This is a genomic window from Cellulomonas pakistanensis (assembly GCF_016862755.1).
Taxonomy (GTDB): Bacteria; Actinomycetota; Actinomycetes; order Actinomycetales; family Cellulomonadaceae; genus Cellulomonas; species Cellulomonas pakistanensis.
The window spans coordinates 1-15,933 of the sequence record NZ_BONO01000029.1 but is presented as its reverse complement, the minus strand read 5'-3'; the positions used below and the strand labels follow the sequence as shown (position 1 = coordinate 15,933).

The 15,933-nt window shown below is 76.7% G+C and carries 13 protein-coding genes; 5 read left to right on the top strand and 8 right to left on the bottom strand.

Features of this window, described 5'->3' with window-relative positions:
• The first annotated feature begins 16 nt into the window (after positions 1-16).
• The 4 genes from Cpa01nite_RS16110 (at position 17) to Cpa01nite_RS16095 (ending at position 4,273) form a co-directional block, all read left to right on the top strand.
• Positions 17-985, top strand: a complete 969-nt coding sequence (locus Cpa01nite_RS16110; protein WP_203669815.1) for a glycosyltransferase family 2 protein — start codon at positions 17-19, stop codon at positions 983-985.
• Between the two features lie 176 nt (positions 986-1,161).
• The gene (locus Cpa01nite_RS16105) at positions 1,162-2,565 is read left to right on the top strand and encodes a hemolysin family protein (protein WP_203669813.1); all 1,404 of its coding nucleotides are present in this window, start codon (positions 1,162-1,164) and stop codon (positions 2,563-2,565) included.
• Entirely contained in the window at positions 2,562-3,599 is a 1,038-nt protein-coding gene (locus Cpa01nite_RS16100) for a hemolysin family protein (protein ID WP_203669811.1), read from the top strand. The genes Cpa01nite_RS16105 and Cpa01nite_RS16100 overlap by 4 nt, the downstream gene beginning before the upstream one ends.
• A gap of 110 nt (positions 3,600-3,709) precedes the next feature.
• Positions 3,710-4,273: a dihydrofolate reductase family protein gene (locus tag Cpa01nite_RS16095; RefSeq protein WP_203669809.1), complete on the top strand. Its 564-nt coding sequence runs from the start codon at positions 3,710-3,712 to the stop codon at positions 4,271-4,273.
• Between the two features lie 24 nt (positions 4,274-4,297).
• Here Cpa01nite_RS16095 and solA read toward each other — a convergent pair whose 3' ends face one another.
• From solA to Cpa01nite_RS16075, 4 genes are all read right to left on the bottom strand, one after another.
• On the bottom strand, positions 4,298-5,482 hold the full coding sequence (gene solA / locus Cpa01nite_RS16090) for an N-methyl-L-tryptophan oxidase (protein WP_203669807.1): 1,185 nt from the start codon (positions 5,480-5,482) through the stop codon (positions 4,298-4,300).
• A gap of 59 nt (positions 5,483-5,541) precedes the next feature.
• Complete coding sequence (locus Cpa01nite_RS16085; RefSeq protein WP_203669805.1) at positions 5,542-6,498, bottom strand: PfkB family carbohydrate kinase; 957 nt, start codon at positions 6,496-6,498, stop codon at positions 5,542-5,544.
• A gap of 135 nt (positions 6,499-6,633) precedes the next feature.
• Positions 6,634-7,848 carry an alpha/beta hydrolase family protein gene (locus tag Cpa01nite_RS16080; RefSeq protein ID WP_203669804.1) on the bottom strand — a complete coding sequence of 405 codons (1,215 nt, stop codon included), beginning with the start codon at positions 7,846-7,848 and terminating at the stop codon, positions 6,634-6,636.
• 141 nt (positions 7,849-7,989) lie between these two features.
• Positions 7,990-9,744 carry an alpha/beta hydrolase gene (locus Cpa01nite_RS16075; protein ID WP_203669802.1) on the bottom strand — a complete coding sequence of 585 codons (1,755 nt, stop codon included), beginning with the start codon at positions 9,742-9,744 and terminating at the stop codon, positions 7,990-7,992.
• Between the two features lie 199 nt (positions 9,745-9,943).
• Here Cpa01nite_RS16075 and Cpa01nite_RS16070 point away from each other — a divergent pair, with 199 nt between their 5' ends.
• Positions 9,944-10,351, top strand: coding sequence for a TIGR03618 family F420-dependent PPOX class oxidoreductase (locus Cpa01nite_RS16070; RefSeq protein WP_203669799.1), 408 nt, complete (start codon positions 9,944-9,946; stop codon positions 10,349-10,351).
• 34 nt (positions 10,352-10,385) lie between these two features.
• Here Cpa01nite_RS16070 and Cpa01nite_RS16065 read toward each other — a convergent pair whose 3' ends face one another.
• The 4 genes from Cpa01nite_RS16065 to Cpa01nite_RS16050 form a co-directional block, all read right to left on the bottom strand.
• Positions 10,386-11,006 carry a GNAT family N-acetyltransferase gene (locus Cpa01nite_RS16065; RefSeq protein WP_203669797.1) on the bottom strand — a complete coding sequence of 207 codons (621 nt, stop codon included), beginning with the start codon at positions 11,004-11,006 and terminating at the stop codon, positions 10,386-10,388.
• A gap of 69 nt (positions 11,007-11,075) precedes the next feature.
• A complete protein-coding gene (locus Cpa01nite_RS16060; RefSeq protein WP_203669796.1) occupies positions 11,076-12,218 on the bottom strand; it encodes a GNAT family N-acetyltransferase in 1,143 nt (380 codons plus the stop codon).
• A gap of 82 nt (positions 12,219-12,300) precedes the next feature.
• A complete protein-coding gene (locus Cpa01nite_RS16055; protein ID WP_203669794.1) occupies positions 12,301-13,512 on the bottom strand; it encodes an alpha-hydroxy acid oxidase in 1,212 nt (403 codons plus the stop codon).
• A gap of 14 nt (positions 13,513-13,526) precedes the next feature.
• Positions 13,527-15,578, bottom strand: a complete 2,052-nt coding sequence (locus Cpa01nite_RS16050; protein WP_203669792.1) for a bifunctional aldolase/short-chain dehydrogenase — start codon at positions 15,576-15,578, stop codon at positions 13,527-13,529.
• Positions 15,579-15,933 lie beyond the last annotated feature (355 nt).

Sequence of the window (15,933 nt, the reverse complement as noted above, 5' to 3'; positions counted from 1 at the left end):
CCGCAGGGAGGCCGCCGTGCCGCAGTCCCACGCCGCCGTGCCCGCCCCCCGTGTGCCCCTCGTCTCCGTCGGGGTGCCCGTCTACAACGGGGACCTCTACCTGGAGGAGGCGCTGACCGCCCTGCGCGACCAGGACCTGCGGGACATCGAGGTGATCGTGTCCGACAACGGGTCCACCGACGAGACCGGCAAGATCGCGCGCGCGTTCGCCGAGGCCGACCCGCGGTTCCGGTACGTGCGCTCCGAGGTGAACCGCGGCGTGCCGTGGAACTTCAACCGGGTGCTCGACCTGGCCCGCGCGCCGCTGTTCCTGTGGAACGCCGCGGACGACGTCGTGGAGCCGCAGCACCTCGTCCGGTGCCGGGAGGCGCTGCTCGCGCACCCCGAGGCCGACATCGCGTTCCCGCGCGTCACGCTGGTGGACGCGGCGGGCGACGTCGTCGGCGGCATGGACGACGAGGGCCTGCGGTACCTGGGGCTGGCGCCGGCCGAGCGGGTCGACCAGCTGCTCCGGCGGCAGTCCTGGCAGGCGATCGCCTGGGGCGGCGTGCTGCGCACCGAGGCGCTGCGGGCGATGGGCGGGCACCCGCGGTTCTTCGGCGGCGACATCGTGCTCGGCATCCGGTCCGCGCTGCGGGCGGAGTGGGTCGTCGTGCCCGAGCCGCTGTTCCGGTGCCGGCGGCACGACAACCAGAACAGCAAGGCCGTCGGCGCGGACCCGATCGTGCAGGTGCGCAGCTACGACCCCGCGTTCCGGCGGCCCGTGGCGTTCCCGCAGTGGTACCTGGCGGCGCGGATGCTCCTCGAGCCGCTGGCCGCGCCCGTCCCGCCCGCCGACCGGGCGCGGGCGCTGGCGTCCGTCGCGCGGCGGTGGACGGTCCCGCAGTGGCGGCTGCTCGCGTACGACGTCAAGCGGAACGCGATCCGGCTGCGGCGCGGGCAGTACCGCGGGGCGTACTCGGCGTCGTCGGGGTACTGGGTCTGACGCGCGCCCGACCCGTCGGCGTCACCGCGAGAACATCCGTCGCAGAAGCCGGGAACTCGCGCGCGCGTCGGCGCGTTGAGGGTGTCGATCGTGACCCCGACCTGGAGAGAGATGGACGGCGACAGTAGTACCAACCCCCTGCGCCCGTGCGAGACGGCGACGGGGGGTGAGATCTGATGTGGGTGCTGTCCCTGCTCCTGGGCGTGCTCGTGGTGCTGGCGATCACCGCCGCGACGGGGTACTTCGTCGCGCAGGAGTTCGCGTACATGGCCGTCGACCGGTCGCGGCTGAACGCCCGCGCGGCCGACGGTGACGCCGGCGCGCGCCGCGCGCTGTCCGTGACCCGGCGGACCTCCTTCATGCTGTCGGGCGCCCAGCTCGGCATCACCGTCACCGGCCTGCTGGTCGGGTACGTGGCGGAGCCGCTGATCGGCGACGCGCTCGGCGAGGCCCTGGGCGGCGTCGGCGTGCCCACCGCGGTCGGCGTGGCCGTCGGCACCGTGTTCGCGCTGCTGCTGTCGACGCTGGTGCAGATGCTGTTCGGCGAGCTGTTCCCCAAGAACCTCGCGATCGCCCGCCCCGAGCCGGTCGCCGTACGGCTGGCCGGCTCGACCACGGCGTACCTCACCGTGTTCGGCTGGCTGATCCGGGTGTTCGACTCCGCGTCGAACGCCCTGCTGCGGCTGCTGCGCATCGAGCCGGTGCACGACGTGGAGCACTCCGCGACCGCGCGCGACCTCGAGCACATCGTGGCGGAGTCCGCCGAGTCGGGGGACCTGCCGCGCGAGCTGTCCGTCCTGCTGGACCGGGTCCTCGACTTCCCGGAGCAGGACGTCGAGCACGCGATGATCCCGCGGTCGCGGGTCGACGTCGTGCGCGCCGGCGCCACCGTCGCCGACGTGCGGGAGCAGATGGCCAGCGGCCACTCGCGCTACCCGGTGCTGTCCGCGGACGACGAGGTGCTGGGCGTCGTGCACCTGCAGGACGTCCTGGTCGCGACCGACCCGGGCGAGCCGGTCGAGCGCCTCATGCGCGCGCCCGAGCTCATGCCGACGTCGATGGTGCTGCCCGACGCGCTGCGGCAGCTCGCCGCTGGGCGCAACCAGCTCGCGTGCGTGCTCGACGAGTACGGCGGCTTCGCGGGCGTGCTGACGTTCGAGGACCTGGCCGAGGAGCTCGTCGGCGAGATCACCGACGAGCACGACACCGGCGTGCACGCCCCGACCCTCGCCGAGGACGACGGCGCCTGGACCATGGCCGGCGACGTGCACGTGGACGAGGTGGAGCGCGCCGTCGGGCGCGACCTGCCCGCCGGCGACTGGGAGACGATCGGCGGCCTCGTGATCGCGGCGCACGGCTCCCTGCCCCCGGCCGGGACCAGCGTCGTGCTGCTGCTGCCGGGCGACCCGGGCGAGCTCGCGCACGCCGGCGACCCCGAGCCCGTGTGGATGCGGGTCGACGTGCTGGAGATCGAGCGGCACGTCCCGGCGCTCGTGCGGGTCACCGTGCCCGCCGACCCGCCGCCCACCGAGGACGAGCGCGCCGCGGCCGTCGAGCGCGACCAGGAGGAGAACCGATGAGCCCCCTCGTCGTCGTGATCGTGACCGTCGCCCTGATCGCCCTGTCGGCGTTCTTCGTGGCCGTGGAGTTCGCGGCGCTCGCCGCCAAGCGGTACCGGCTCGAGGAGGCCGCGCCGCGCAGCCGGTCCGCCCGGGCCGCGCTGCGCAGCTCGACCGAGCTCACGGTGCTGCTCGCGGGCTCCCAGCTCGGCATCACCGCGTGCACCCTGGCGCTCGGCGCCGTGACCAAGCCCGCGGTGCACCACTGGCTGACCCCGCTGTTCGAGGGCTGGGGCGTCGCGCTCTGGCTCGCGGACGTCGCCGGGTTCGTGCTGGCGCTGATCATCGTGACGTTCCTGCACCTGGTCGTCGGCGAGATGGCGCCCAAGTCCTGGGCGATCGCGCACCCGGAGACGTCGGCGATCCTGCTGGCCACCCCGATGCGCGCGTTCATGTGGTTCACCCGGCCGCTGCTGCGCGTGCTGAACGAGGCGGCGAACTGGTGCCTGCGGAAGGTCGGCGTCGAGCCGGCCGACCAGGTCGCCACCGGCCAGAACCCGGACGACCTGCGGCACCTGGTCGAGCACTCGACCAACGTCGGCGCGCTGGACGCGGCCTACTCGCGGCAGCTGACCGGGGCCCTGGAGCTGCAGTCGCTGACCGTGCGGGACCTGGTGCGGGCGGGCGGCGCGCCGACCGCCGTCGCGCCGGACGCCACCATGGCGGACGTGCGCGCGGCCACCCGCGCCTCGGGCCACCTGCGGGTGCTCGTCGGCGCGGGGGAGCGGCTCGACGGCGTCGTGCACGTGCGGGACACGCTCGCGCACCCGGACGACGCGCCGGTCGGGGCGCTCGCGCGGCCCGTGCTGCGGCTCGAGGCCGACGCCCCGGTGTCCGCGGCGCTCGCGCAGATGCGCGAGGGGCGGCAGCACCTGGCGCTCGTCGGGGACGGCGGGACGACGCTCGGCGTCGTGACGCTGGCCGACGTGCTGGCGCGGCTGTTCCCGCTCGCGGAGGCGGCGGCGGCGACCCCGGCGCGCGCGGAGACGCGCTGACCCGCTGACCCGCGCCGAGGTCGAGGGTCTCCGCCGAGGTCGAGGGTGCCGGCCCTCGATCTCCCGCGGAACCCTCGACCTCGGCGCGGTGCGGTCCCTACGGTGGGCGCATGGGGCGGCTGATCTACTCGATGTTCACCTCGCTCGACGGGTACGCGGCGGACGCGTCCGGCAGCAGCGACTGGGGCGGCGCGCTCGACCCGCGGCTGCACGACTTCATCGCGGAGCAGAGCCGGCCCGTCGGCACGTACCTGTACGGCCGCCGCATGTACGAGACGATGTCGTTCTGGGAGACCGCGCTCGACGAGCCCGACGCGCCGCCGTTCGTGCGGACCTACGCCGAGGTGTGGCAGGCGGCGGACAAGGTCGTCTACTCCACGACGCTCGCGGAGCCGACGACCGCGCGCACGCGGCTGGAACGCGCCTTCGACCCCGGGGCGGTGCGCGCGTGGGTCGACGGGCTCGACCACGACGTCACCGTCGACGGCCCCACCCTCGCGGCGCACGCGCTGCGCGCCGGGATCGTCGACGAGGTCCAGCCGTACGTCGCGCCGGTGGCGGTCGGCGGCGGGCTGCGGTTCTGGCCGGACGACCTGGCCCTCGACCTCGAGCTGCGGGAGCAGCGGGCGTTCGGCAACGGGACGCTCTGGCTGCGGTACGCCGTGCGGCGCTGAGGGCGTCGGGGGCCGGGCGCCCCGTCAGGCGTGCAGGCCGAAGTCGGCGGCGTACGCCGGGTCCGTGATCGCCGGGCGGGTCAGCGAGAACAGCCCGATGTCGTGGGGCGTCGACCCGGCGGTGACCAGGTCCGCGAGCACCGACCCGACGAGGCTCGCGAACTTGCCGCCGTGGCCCGCGCCGTTGAACACCGCGACGTGCGGGTGCCCGGGCACGGTGTCCAGCACGAACTCGCGGTCCGGCGGCATGTCGTAGACGCACACGGCGCTGCGCAGCGCGGGGCCCGCGGCCGCGGGCAGGTGCCGGGCGAGGAACTCCCGGGACCGCTCGGTCGTCGCGTGGTCGGGGCGGTGGGTGCGGCCCTCGCTGGTGACGAACGACCCGCGCATGTCGCGCGCGATCTTGGCCCCGGCCTCGCCGTACACCGGGAAGCCGTACATGACCTCGTCGCCGTGCCAGACCCAGATCGGGAACCGGTCGGGCGTGAGCTCGGCCGGCCGCGCGGACGCGACGTAGTCGACCTGCTCCTCGGACAGCGTCAGCCGGAAGTCGAGCCCGAGGTCCGGCATGAGGTCGCCCAGCCAGGACGCCGCCGCGACGATCAGCCCGCCGGCCTCGACGTCGCCCGCCGAGGTGCGCACGGTGACGCCGCCGTCCCGGACGTCGACGCCGGTGACGCGGGTGTGCGGCCGGAACTCGACGCCCGCCGCCAGCGCGAGCGAGGTGTGCGCGGACACCGACCGCCGGATGTCGATCAGGCCGGCGTCCGCCTGGTACAGCGCGGTGGTGCCGTCGGGCACCTGCCACTGGGGGTACCGGGCGCGGAGCTCCGCGGTCGTGAGGTCCTCGTAGCGCGCGCCGCCCGCGTCCATCGCGTCGCGGAACACGGCGAGGCGGTCGGGGCCGTCGGCGCCGTCGGCGGGCGGCGCGAGGTCGAGCCCGCCCGTCCGCACGAGCACCGGCAGGCCGGACTCGCGCTCGACCCGGTCCCAGGCGGCGAACATGGCGTCCGTCAGGTGCACGTACTCCGGCCGGTGGTACGAGCGCCGGATGATCCGGGAGTGGTCGCCCGACGAGCCCAGGGAGTTGACCAGGTCGAACTGCTCGACGACGAGCACGCGCTCCGCGCCGGCGCGGGACAGCCAGTAGGCGGCGGCCGAGCCGACGGCGCCGGCGCCGATGACGACGTGCGAGTAGGTGCGGGTCACGCGCCGCACCGTAGCCCGTGCGGCGGGCAGGGTCGACGGCGCGTCCACGCCGCGCGGCGTCAGGCGGGCGCGCGCGACCCCGCGGCGCGGGCGCGGGCTAGCCGGGCCTCGGCCGCGACCGACGCGCCGTCCAGGTCCGGCCGGCCCCCGGCGTGCCCGACCGCGCGGCGCGCCGCCACCGCGGCCCACCACGCCGCCTCCTCGGGAGCCCGGCCGGCGGCGAGCGCCACCGCCAGCGCCGCCGTCGAGGCGTCGCCCGCGCCGGTCGGGTCCACGGGGTCGTCCCCGAGCAGCGGCGTCACGACGTGCCCGCCCGGCCAGGCGACGACGTCGCCGTCCGCGCCCGCGGCGAGCCGGACGACGCGCGCCCCGCGGGTGACGAGGTCGGTCGCCGCGGCGACGGTGCCCGGGAGCCCGCGCACCGGGCGCCCGGCGAGCGCCTCGGCCTCCGGCGCGTCCGCGCGGAGCACGGCGCGGGCGGCGAGCAGCTCGTCGACCAGCGCGGCGTCCTCCGGCGCCCCGTCGGCGACGACCAGCGCGCGCGGCCCGGCCAGCCGGAGCGCCGCGCGGATCGCCGCGGCCGGCTGCTGGAGCTGGAGCAGCACCGCGTCGGCGCCGCTGAGCGCGTCCGCGGACGCCTCGACGTCGTCCGCGGTCAGGAGGACGGCGGCCTCGACGTGCTCGAGCAGCCGCCGCTCGCCCGGCGGCCCGACGACGTCGACCAGCAGCGCCGTCCGCGCGCCCGCGCGGACCACGACGCCCGTGACGTCGAGCCCCGCGGCCCGTGCCTCGTCGAGCGCCTGCCGCCCCGCGGGGTCGTCGCCGGCCACGCCGACCACGGCGACCCATGCGCCGAGCTGCCGGCACGCCCGCGCCTGGTTCGCGCCCTTGCCGCCGAGCAGCTCCGCCCGCTCGCGCACCGCCGCCGACGCGCCCGCGTCCGGGACGCCGTCGACCGTCAGCACCAGGTCCCGCGCGACCTGCCCGACCACGACCACCCGCACGCCCGTGCCCATGCCGCCAGCCTCACCCACGTGCGCCGCCGTGTCGCGACGACGCCCCGCCGTCCGCCCGGGCAGCGGCGCGGCCGCCCAGGCAGCGGCGCGGCCACCCGGGTGCCGAGGTCGCCGGGCGGGCCCCCGCGGGCGACGTCAGGAGCGCAGGTAGCCGTCCAGCCAGTCGTAGACGCGCTGCTCCGTGAGGGCGCGGGCGAGCGGCTGGCAGTGGCCGTCCGCGCCCTCGGCCGCGGTGAACGGCACCAGCGTCGACACCTCGGGCGTGAGCGCGGCGAGCCGTCGCGACTGCCCGGGCCAGAAGGTCTCGCCCTCGGGGTCGGTGACGAGCAGCGGGGTGGTGATCCGCGCGGCGACGTCGGCGGCGTCGTACCGGCGCACCTCCCGCACCGTCGCGGCGTAGCCCTCGGTGCCGTACGGCCGCGCGCGGAACCGCCAGGTGCGCGCGGTCGCCGGGCTCAGCCTCATGCCGAGCGCCATGTCCCGGTCGAACGCGTGGTCCTCGTCCTTGTCGAGCAGCGTGAGCAGGCTGCCGGGGATCGCGCGCTCCCACGACGCGGCGACGTCCACGACGCCGGGGTCGACGACGGCCGCCACCGGGCGGTGCTCGAAGGCCAGCGCCCGCGCGACCCAGTACCCCGCCTGGCTCACGCCGTAGACGGCCACGTGCTCCGCGTCGACCTCCGGCCGGGCGAGCACGACGTCCAGCACCGGGGTGAGCACCTTCTCCCAGTCCGGGCGGAACGGCACGGCCCGTTCGAACAGCATCGACTGCTGCCCGGGGCCGTCGAAGACCAGCGCGTGGTACCCGCGGCGCAGCGCGCCGGCCACGCACTCGACCCACAGCGACGTCAGCGACCCGTCGCTGCCGTTGACGGCGACCACCGTGGGCTGCGCGCCGCCGCCCGGCGCGCGGAACAGGAACGCCGGCAGCGCGTCGCCCTCGTACGGGACGTCGACGGGCACGACGTCCAGGTCCGAGTGCGCGACCCAGGCGTCCCACGCCCGGCGGTGCGCGCGGAACGTCGGCAGCAGGTCGTCGTCGGACTCGAGCGCCGCGACGGCGTTCACCGCCACCGCCAGGTACGCGGACGCCCGCAGGTACGCCGACGCCGCGCTGGCCCGGTGCCCGCCCGCGGCGGCCGCGTCGCCCTGGGCCGCCACCCGGTCCCCGAGCCCGCGCCAGGCCGCGAACCAGCCGTCGTGGTCCTTGCCGCGCACGCCCTGGACCGCGGCGAGCACCTCGCCGACGTCGGCCGCGCCGGCCGTGGTGCGCCCGAGCGTGCTGCGGATCACCTCGTCGTGGTCCGCCTCGGACGAGAACCGGAACGGGTGCGTGGCGTGGGTGGGCATGGTGGGTCCTCTCCTCGCGCGGGGGCAGGGCGGTCGGCTCGCGGACCACGCTGCCGCGTGCAGCGGGGCGGGCGCCTCATCCGGCGCGGTCGATCCCTCCGGTCGCGGCGGCGTCCGGCGCGGTGCCGGGTCCGCCTCCCGTCAGCCCGCCCGGTCCGCCAGCACGCCGCGCACCCGCGCCGTGTCGGCGTCCGACCAGCCCTCCGGCGCTGCGACCGCCACCCAGCCGTCCAGGGTCAGCGCGTCGTAGTTGTGCCCGTGCCCGTCGGGCACCGCCTTGGAGTTCACCAGGTCGAACGTCAGCTGCCAGAACGTCACCAGCGGGTACCAGGTCATCGTCAGCCCGCCCTCGCCGGTGTGCGGGGCGGCGAGCCAGTCGGGGCGGGTGAGCAGCAGGTCCGGGCCCCACCAGACGATCGGGTCGGAGGCGTGCTGCAGGTACAGCACCCGCGGCTCCTCCCACGCGGTCGGCGGGGTCGCCATCTGGTCGGTGTCGCCGGCGAACCGCACCAGCAGCCCGCTCGCGTACACGGGTGCGCCCGGGGTGGTCCCGGGGTCGCGGCGCTCCATGAGCGCGTGCCAGACCGGGTTCGAGTTCGGCGGGCCGACCCACAGCACGCCGTCGGTGCGGGCGCGGATGTCCGCGAGCGACTCGTAGGCGCGCTCGGAGCCGTACGACCCGAGGCTCTCCCCGTACGCGAGCAGCTGCGGCCGGTCGTCGGCGGGCAGCGCGGCGACGCGCTCCTCGACGGCCGCCGCCAGCGCCTGCGCGTCGTCGGCGGCGCGGGACCGGTCGACGAGGAAGGACAGCCAGCTCGGCAGGTACGAGTACTGGGTGGACACGGTGGCCGTGTCGCCCGCGTGCATGAGCTCCAGCGCCGACACCGCCGAGTCGTTGACCCAGCCGCTGCCGGTCGTGGTGACGACGAGCAGCACCTCGCGGTCGAACGCCCCGGCCCGCTCCAGGTCGGCGACGGCGAGCGCGGCGCGGCCCTCGGCGGAGTCGGCGGAGTCGAGGCCGGCGTAGGCGCGGATCGGCGTGCGAGGCTCGACGCCGTCCGGCGCCGCGGCGGCCAGCTCGTCCGCGGTCGGGCCCTCGGCGACGAACCGGCGACCCTCCCGGCCGAGGGTGTCCCACGGCACGAGCGACGCGGGCGACCCGGAGCGCTCCGGCGCCTCCGGCTGCGTGACGCCCGCGTGGTCCTCCGTGTTGGCCAGCGCGAACGCGCCGTCCGCGGCGGACAGCGCCCGCGAGAGCAGCACGTCGTTCACCAGGACGACGGTGAGGACCGCGACCAGCGCGACGGCCACCGCGCCGGCCAGCAGCCGCGGGAACCGGAGCCACCGCCGCAGCGCGCGCTCGATCCGGAGCCCGACCCAGCGCAGCCCGCGGGCCAGCAGCACGAACGCGACCGCCACCAGAACCAGCAGGGGACCGGCGCGGAGCCAGTCGCCGGTGCTGGGGCCGGGCATGCCGATCGCCGCGGTCATCTCGCGCTGCCACCGGGCGCCGGCGGTCAGCATGAGGGCCAGCGCGACCACCACGGCGACGGCCAGGGCCGGCACCAGCCACGGCCGGACGGCGGTCCGCACGCGGGGCGGGACCCGGTGCCGGGCCGCCGCGACCAGGCGCCGCCACGCCGGGACGTGCCGGAGCGCCCACGCCTGCACGACCCCGATGCCGTAGCCCAGCGCGCCGGAGATGCCGGACACCAGCGCCTGGAACAGCCAGTCGCGGGGGAGGAGCGACGGCGTCATGGCCAGCATCGCGAACACCGTGCCGACGACCACCCCGGCGGCACTCGGCGGGCGCGGGAGCCGGCGGGGGGACCGCGGCGGCGTGCCCGCGTCCGGGGCCGCGTCCGTCGGGGCGGTGGCCGGTGCCGGTCGGGTCATGGCTGCGGTCCCTCTCGTGCCGTGCCGGGGGAGCGCGCGGTGGGCCCGTCGCCGTCGGTCGTCCCCGATCGTCCCAGACCCCGGCTCCCCGCTCACCCCCGACGCGCGGCGTCGCCCGCCCGCGACGCCGGCGCGCCCGCACCCGGCCGGGTGGGCGAGACTGGCCGGGCACACCCGTCCCCGATCCCGGAGGTCCCCCGTGGCCACGCCCCCGCTGCCGTCCGACGCCGTCGAGATGCTCCGCCGCCCCAACCCCGCCGTCATGGCGACGCTGCGCTCCGACGGCACCCCGGTGACCGCCGCGACCTGGTACCTGTGGCGTGAGGACGGCACGGTGCTGCTCAATCTCGACGGCACCCGGGTGCGCCTGAAGCACCTGCGCCGGGACCCGCGCGTCACGCTGACCGCGCTGGACGAGGGCGACTGGTACACGCACGTGACGCTCGTCGGCCGGGTCGTCGACCTGTACGAGGACGTCGACCGCGCCGACATCGACAGCCTGTCCCGGCACTACACCGGCAACCCCTACCCGGACCGGGAGAACCCGCGGTTCTCGGCGGTCGTCGAGGTCGAGCGCTGGCACGGCTGGGGCGCGCACCAGAGCTGACGCGGCGGTGCCGCGGACGCGGTCGCGGGAGCGGTCAGCCCGCGGTGCCCGTGGCCTGCTCGCGGATCATCGCCCACGGCCGCGGGCCGGCGACCGGGACCTGCCCGGTCGCCACGAAGCCGAACCGCTCGTGCAGCCGGCGGCTCGCGTCGGTGGTCGCCTCCAGGTAGGCGGGCAGCCCGGCGCGGTCGACCTCCGCGAGCCGGTGCCGGAGCAGCGCCGACCCGACGCCCAGCCCGCGGGCGTCCGGGCCCACGGCGATCTCCTCGAGGTACCAGTGCGGCCGGCGCGGTCGGTGCCGCTCGTACCGGGCGGACTGCGCGGCCGCCGTCGGCAGGTGCCGGAGTCCGAGCGCGCGGACGACCGCCGGGAGGTTCCGCAGGCGCTCGCGGACGTGCCCGCCGCCGCCGGGACCGTGCCACACCGCGACGCCGACCGGTGCTCCTCCGGGGGCCGTCCGGGCGACGTCGACCGTGCCCGCGGGCAGCGGCCCGGACCGGAGCTGGGCGGCGTGCAGCGCGGTGAGCCGGGCGGGCCGGTCGCGGTCGCCCGGCAGCATCGCCCGGACCACCGGGTCGTCGCCCAGCGCCTCGGCGAGCAGCCGCCCGCAGGCGGTGACCTCGTCGGGGCGGGCGGGCTCGACGACGACGGTCACGGTGCGGGTCCTTCCGGCGGTGCTGCGGGGCTGCGGGGATGCGCGGGCGCGCCCCCAGCATGCCCGGCGTCAGGCCGCGACGCCGAGCCGCCGGGCCAGCGGCACCGCGCGCAGGACGGCGTGCGCCGCCGGGCCGCGCGCCGCCACGAGCAGGTCGACCTGGGGCCGCGCCGCGGGCCACAGCCGGGCGCCGACCGCGTAGTGCGAGCCGAACCCCGGGTCGACGAACGGCGCGTCCGTCGCGCCGAGCAGGTACGTCATGCAGGCGATCCGCCCGACCGACCCGGGGCTGAACCGGCGGAACCGCTCGTCGTACGCGTCGAGCAGCCCGAACCAGCCGCCGCCCGACCGGACCTGGAACCCGGCCCAGACCGTCTCCCCGCCGGCGGTCAGCCGGAGCGCGGCCAGGTCGCCGTCGCGGCGGTAGGCGTCGACCGAGTCGCGGAACCAGCGCTCGTCGGCGGCGTCCAGGCCGAGCGCCGCGCCACCCCGCGCGGCGTCCCCCTTCCACCCCGACGCCTGCAGCGCGACGAACCGGTCGACCGCGGCCGGGTCGGCCGACTCCTCGCGCAGCTCGAGCGGGCCGCCGAGCTCGCGCGCCAGCCCGCGGGCGACCCGCCGGAGGTTGCGCGCGTCGTCCGTGCGCAGGTGGCCGGTCGACAGCGGCGGGTCGACCAGCACGCCGTCCACCAGCGGGGGCACCGGCACGACGTCGAACGCCTCCCGCGGGGCCCAGGCGCCGACGTCGCGGCTGCGCTCGTGCACGCGCATCCCGCGCCGCTCGGCGACCGTCGCCAGCACGTCGGCGAGCGGGCCCTCCGCGGGGAACCGGCGCAGCAGCGCGAGCCCGGGCAGCCCGACGGTCGGCGCGCCGCGCAGCAGGGCGTCCAGCGCCTCGGGCGCGCGGTCCCGGCGGAGCAGCGGGTGGTGCCGGTCGCACTGCGAGGTCATGAACTCGCCGCCCGTGGTCAGCGCGCGCACCGGCAGCCGCGGCGCGACCCGCTTCGTCGTGACGGCGAGCGCCCCCAGCCACGCCCCGCCGTCGCGCGCGGCGAGGACGCGGACCTCGTGCGCGTCCGGCCGGCTGCGGGCGGTCAGGAGGAACCGCGGGTCGAGGCACATGTTCGGCGCGAGCGCGTCGGCGGCGAGGCCGTGCCAGGCGCGCTCGTCGGCCTCGGTGACGTCCGCGAGCGGGATGAGCCGGATGTCCATGGGGCGACGGTACTGAGCCGGATGTCCGTTTTGTCCCGCTTAACGGGTGAAGCGCCGGCGGCTCACCCTGCCGGGGCGGGGCTCACGGCAGCCGCACGTGCCGCGGGCCGAGCTCGCCGACGCTCCGGACCCCGAGCAGCGCCATCGTGCGGCGCACCTCGCGGGTGAGGATCTCCGCCGCCCGGTCGACGCCGCGCTCGCCGCCGGCCATGAGGCCGTACAGGTACGCGCGGCCGACCATCGTCGCGTCGGCGCCCAGGGCGAGCGCGGCGACGACGTCCGCGCCGGACAGGATGCCGGTGTCGAGCCAGACCTCGGCCCGGTCGCCGACGGCGTCCTTGACGTCGGGCAGCAGCCGCAGCGGCACCGGCGCCCGGTCGAGCTGCCGGCCGCCGTGGTTCGACAGCACGATCGCGTCCGCCCCGGCGTCGACCACCCGGCGGGCGTCCTCGACCGTCTGGATGCCCTTGATGACCAGCGGCCCGTCCCAGGACGCGCGCAGCCACTCCAGGTCGGCGATCGTCATCGTCGGGTCGAACAGCTTGTCCAGCAGGTCGGCGACGGTGCCGCCCCAGGACTGCAGCGACGCGAACTCCAGCGGCCGGGTGGTGAGCAGGTTGAGCCACCAGGCGGGGTGCGTGCCGGCGTCCAGGACCGTCTTCACCGACAGGGCCGGCGGGATCGAGAACCCGTTGCGGGTGTCCCGGAGCCGCGCGCCCGCCACGGGCACGTCGACCGTGAGCTGCAGCGCCTCGAACCCCGACGCCCTCGCCCGCGCCATCAGGTCCTCGCCCGCGGCGCGGTCCTTCCACACGTACAGCTGGAACCACTTGCGCGCGTCCGGCGCCGCCGCGGCGACGTCCTCGATCGACGTCGTGCCCATCGTCGACAGCGCGTAGGGGATGCCGCGCCGCTCGGCGACCCGGACGACCGCGCGCTCGCCCTCGTGGTGCATCATCCGCGTGAACCCGGTCGGCGCGAACGAGAACGGCACCGCGGCGGGCTTCCCGAGCATGTCCGTCGTCGTGTCGACCTCCGACACGTCCTGCAGGATCGACGGCCGCAGCTCGAGGTCCCGGAACAGCCGGCGCGCGCGGCGGAGGCTGATCTCGGCCTCGGCGGCGCCGTCCGTGTAGTCGAACACCGACCGCGGCGTGCGGCGGCGGGCCACGGTGCGCAGGTCGGCGATGGTCAGCGCGTCCTCCAGGCGGCGACGCGTGGGGTCGAGGCGGATCGGCTTGGGCCGCAGCAGCGGCTGGAGCTCGGACCACCTCGGCAGCTGGCGCTCGGTCATGGGTCGATCCTCCCTCAGCGCAGGAACGCGGCGGCGACGCCGGAGTCCACGGGCACGTGCAGGCCGGTCGTCTGCACCAGGTCCGGCCCGGTCAGGGCGAACACCGCGGCGGCGACGTGCTCGGGCAGCACCTCCCGCTTCAGCAGCGTGCGCTGCGCGTAGTACGCGCCCAGCTCGGACTCGGGGACGCCGTAGGTCGCCGCGCGCTGCGCGCCCCAGCCGCCGGCGAAGATGCCCGACCCGCGCACGACGCCGTCGGGGTTGACCCCGTTGACCCGGATGCCGTGCGCGCCGAGCTCGGCCGCGAGCAGCCGGACCTGGTGCGCCTGGTCGGCCTTGGTCGCGGAGTAGGCGACGTTGTTCGGGCCGGCGAACAGCGAGTTCTTCGACGCGATGTAGACGATGTCGCCGCCCATGCCCTGCGCGATCATCGCCCGGGCCGCCTCGCGGGAGACCAGGAACGACCCGCGGGCCATGACGTCGTGCTGCAGGTCCCAGTCCCGGGTTGTCGTCTCGAGCAGGGGCTTGGAGATCGACAGCCCGGCGTTGTTCACGACGAGGTCGACGCCGCCGAACGCGAGCGCGGACTCCTGGACCAGGCGCGCCACCGCGTCCTCGTCGGTGACGTCCGCGTGCACGGCGACCGCCACATCGGGGCCGCCGAGCGCGTCCGCGACCTCCTGGGCGCCGTCGAGGTTCACGTCCGCGACCACGACGCACGCGCCCTCGGCCGCGAGCCGCTCCGCGATGGCCCGGCCGATGCCCGACCCGGCGCCGGTGACCAGCGCGACCCGGGTGGCGAGCGGCTTCGGCCTCGGCATCCGCGCGAGCTTGGCCTCCTCCAGCGCCCAGTACTCGATGCGGAACTTCTCCGACTCCGGGATCGGGGCGTAGGTGCTGATCGCCTCGGCGCCGCGCATCACGTTGATCGCGTTGACGTAGAAATCCCCGGCGACGCGGGCCGTCTGCTTGTCCTTGCCGAACGAGAACATCCCCACGCCGGGGACGAGCACGATCGCCGGGTCCGCACCGCGCATGGCGGGGGAGTCGGGCGCCGCGTGCCGCTCGTAGTAGGCGCGGTACTCCTCGCGGTAGGCGGCGTGGCGCTCGCGGAGGTGCGCGACCACGTCGTCCAACGGGGCGTCCGCGGGCAGGTCCACGACGAGCGGCGACACCTTGGTCCGCAGGAAGTGGTCCGGGCACGACGTCCCGAGGGCGGCCAGCGGCGCGAGGCGCTCGCGGGCGACGAAGTCGAGCACCACGTCCGAGTCGGTGTAGTGGCCGACCTGCGGCCGGTCGGTCGAGGCGAGCCCGCGGATCACCGGTGCCAGCGCGGCGGCGCGAGCGCGGCGCTCGGCCTCGGGCAGCGGCGCGTACCCGGGGCGCACGGCGCCGAACGGGTGCCGGCCGTCCGCGGCCAGGGCCTCGGTCCGCTCGGCGATGAACCGCTCGGCGGTCCGGATGATCCGCAGCGACCGCTCCTCCGCCTCGTCCGAGGTGTCGCCCCACGCGGTGATGCCGTGCCCGCCGAGGACGCAGCCGATCGCCTGCGGGTTCTTCTCGTTGATGGCGGCGATGTCCAGACCGAGCTGGAACCCGGGCCGGCGCCACGGCACCCAGACGACGTCGTCGCCGAACACCTCGCGGGTCAGCGCCTCGCCGTCCGCCGCCGTGGCGAGCGCGATGCCCGCGTCGGGGTGCAGGTGGTCGACGTGCGCCGCGTCGACCAGGCCGTGCATCGCGGTGTCGATCGACGGGGCCGCGCCGCCCCGGCCGTGCAGGCAGTAGTCGAAGGCGGCGACCATCTCGTCCTCGCGCTCGACGCCGGGGTAGACGTCGACGAGCGCGCGGAGCCGGTCCAGACGCAGGACGGCGAGATTCTTCTCGGTGAGCGTGCCGAGGTCGCCGCCGGAGCCCTTGACCCACAGCAGCTCGACCGGCCGGCCGGTCGCGGGGTCGGTCGCGGTGCCCTTCGCGGAGGTGTTGCCGCCGGCGTAGTTGGTGGTGCGCGGGTCGGAGCCGAGGCGGTTCGAGCGCGCGATGAGGTCGGCGGCAGGGTGTGACATCGTCGTCTCCGTGTCCGGGGAATGAATCGATTCAGACCGTACGGGTCGCGGCGTGCCGCGTCAACGGCGTGGCGCTCGGAGGCCCGGGCAGCGAGGCGGGGCTCCGGACGACAGCGGTGGCGGTCGGACGGCGCGGGGCTCGGGACGACGGCGGTGGGACGGCGTGCGGCGCGGGACGACGGCGGTGGGACAGCGCGCAGCGCGGGACGACGGCGGTGGCGGCTGGACGGCGTGAGCCTCGGGTCGGGTGGCGCAGCGCGGCGGCGACTCGGAGTCGTGCCCGCTTCGGGCCGTCCCGTCAGAACGGTGGGGGTGCGTCGTGGGGGTCGGTGGTGGCGTCGTGGGTGCGGCCGGT

What these genes read in the sequence shown, in the direction of transcription:
- Cpa01nite_RS16105 (WP_203669813.1), top strand. Translation starts at nt 1,162, where the DNA reads ATGTGGGTGCTGTCCCTGCTCCTGGGCGTGCTCGTGGTGCTGGCGATC.
- Cpa01nite_RS16100 (WP_203669811.1), top strand. Translation starts at nt 2,562, where the DNA reads ATGAGCCCCCTCGTCGTCGTGATCGTGACCGTCGCCCTGATCGCCCTG.
- Cpa01nite_RS16095 (WP_203669809.1), top strand. Translation starts at nt 3,710, where the DNA reads ATGGGGCGGCTGATCTACTCGATGTTCACCTCGCTCGACGGGTACGCG.
- Cpa01nite_RS16085 (WP_203669805.1), bottom strand. Translation starts at nt 6,498, where the DNA reads ATGGGCACGGGCGTGCGGGTGGTCGTGGTCGGGCAGGTCGCGCGGGAC.
- Cpa01nite_RS16080 (WP_203669804.1), bottom strand. Translation starts at nt 7,848, where the DNA reads ATGCCCACCCACGCCACGCACCCGTTCCGGTTCTCGTCCGAGGCGGAC.
- Cpa01nite_RS16075 (WP_203669802.1), bottom strand. Translation starts at nt 9,744, where the DNA reads ATGACCCGACCGGCACCGGCCACCGCCCCGACGGACGCGGCCCCGGAC.
- Cpa01nite_RS16060 (WP_203669796.1), bottom strand. Translation starts at nt 12,218, where the DNA reads ATGGACATCCGGCTCATCCCGCTCGCGGACGTCACCGAGGCCGACGAG.
- Cpa01nite_RS16055 (WP_203669794.1), bottom strand. Translation starts at nt 13,512, where the DNA reads ATGACCGAGCGCCAGCTGCCGAGGTGGTCCGAGCTCCAGCCGCTGCTG.
- Cpa01nite_RS16050 (WP_203669792.1), bottom strand. Translation starts at nt 15,578, where the DNA reads ATGTCACACCCTGCCGCCGACCTCATCGCGCGCTCGAACCGCCTCGGC.